Source organism: Piscirickettsia salmonis LF-89 = ATCC VR-1361, from assembly GCF_000297215.2.
In the GTDB taxonomy this organism is placed as follows: Bacteria; Pseudomonadota; Gammaproteobacteria; order Piscirickettsiales; family Piscirickettsiaceae; genus Piscirickettsia; species Piscirickettsia salmonis.
The window spans coordinates 1-861 of the sequence record NZ_AMFF02000265.1; the positions used below are offsets into that span (position 1 = coordinate 1).

Sequence of the window (861 nt, forward strand, 5' to 3'; positions counted from 1 at the left end):
ATTAGATCTAAAGTTCTACAACTGAAGTCTGAAAGAAGTGCAAAATGTAATAGCGCTTTTAATAAAATTTTTTCTCAATTATGTAATTTAGCAGGTATAGAACCCGCTAAATAAATACTTTACTGATCACTGCTGTTTATTGTTAAAGTAACGGGGAAATCAGCTTTACAATTTCTTTTTAACGTTACCTTAAGTGTATTTGGCTTGATTGTTTGTTGTATATCTTTGTAGATTATATCTATAACTTGTTCTAAATATGTCGAAGAGCTTTTAAAAGCTTCAATATAGTTTTTTAGAGAGAAAATCTCTAGTAGTAGATTATTTGGTACATACTCAATAAATATGTTCGCTGTATACTCTATGTTGTCTTTAGCGCTTAAACTAATCAAGGTTAGATTTTCTAATGAAATATTTAACTTAAATGATTGGTTAACATTTAAAGCTTGAAGGATATGTGAATGATTAATCTCATGATTATGATATGGTAATATATTTTTATGCGCTACAATAGCTGAATTCATGTTAACCTCTTCTATTATTTTCTTGTGTGTAGCTGGTTTCTAGTGAAAATGGCGTGAATTTTGTATTTATATCATAAATATCAATATGCTCTTTTCTTTTTATCCAGCCAATGATCGAAAGAGTAAAGGGAATAAATAATATTTCACAAGCAATACGAAATAAATATGACTCTATAATAATCTTTGGAAGCTCTAAAGTAGGTATTATGTTAAAATAAGCGATACTCTTAAATAAAATGCAGTCAACTAACATACCTAAAAAACTAGAAGATATTGTCAACCCCCCATAAGTGAGACAGTTTAAAACTGGAATTATCCATCTGTTTTTGTCGAAATTTTT

General features: G+C 28.2%; 2 protein-coding genes. Both read right to left on the reverse strand.

Annotation, left to right across the window (positions count from 1 at the left end):
* Positions 1-119: 119 nt before the first annotated feature.
* On the reverse strand, positions 120-521 hold the full coding sequence (locus C200_RS13980; protein WP_016212427.1) for a GTP cyclohydrolase I family protein: 402 nt from the start codon (positions 519-521) through the stop codon (positions 120-122).
* Position 522: 1 nt separating this feature from the next.
* The coding region (locus C200_RS16290) for a VUT family protein (RefSeq protein ID WP_211250939.1) at positions 523-861 on the reverse strand (339 nt) is incomplete at its 5' end.

Excerpts from the sequence above, each read along its gene's own strand:
- C200_RS13980 (WP_016212427.1), bottom strand. The coding sequence starts at position 521 with ATGAATTCAGCTATTGTAGCGCATAAAAATATATTACCATATCATAAT.